The following is a 241-nucleotide window of genomic DNA, read 5'->3' on the forward strand; positions in this document are numbered from 1 at the left end:
CACAATTGGCGCAAAGGCCGAAACGCTGGTGTATTTACCCGGATTTTTCAGCGCCATAATCAGCGCACCGTGACCACCCATTGAGTGACCGCTAATGGCGCAGCGGTCGCTGACATTAAATTGCGACTGAACCAGCGCCGGTAATTCATCGCGCAGATAATCATACATCCGGTAATGCGTCGCCCACGGCGGTTGCGTGGCATTAAGATAAAAGCCTGCGCCCTGGCCTAAATCGTAGCCA

General features: G+C 53.9%; 1 pseudogene. It reads right to left on the reverse strand.

What is annotated here, in order from left to right:
* Window positions 1–241, reverse strand: a pseudogene (yeiG, locus tag HMPREF0077_RS10270) (S-formylglutathione hydrolase); the annotation flags it as partial.

It is taken from the genome of Anaerococcus tetradius ATCC 35098, assembly GCF_000159095.1.
Taxonomy (GTDB): Bacteria; Bacillota; Clostridia; order Tissierellales; family Peptoniphilaceae; genus Anaerococcus; species Anaerococcus tetradius.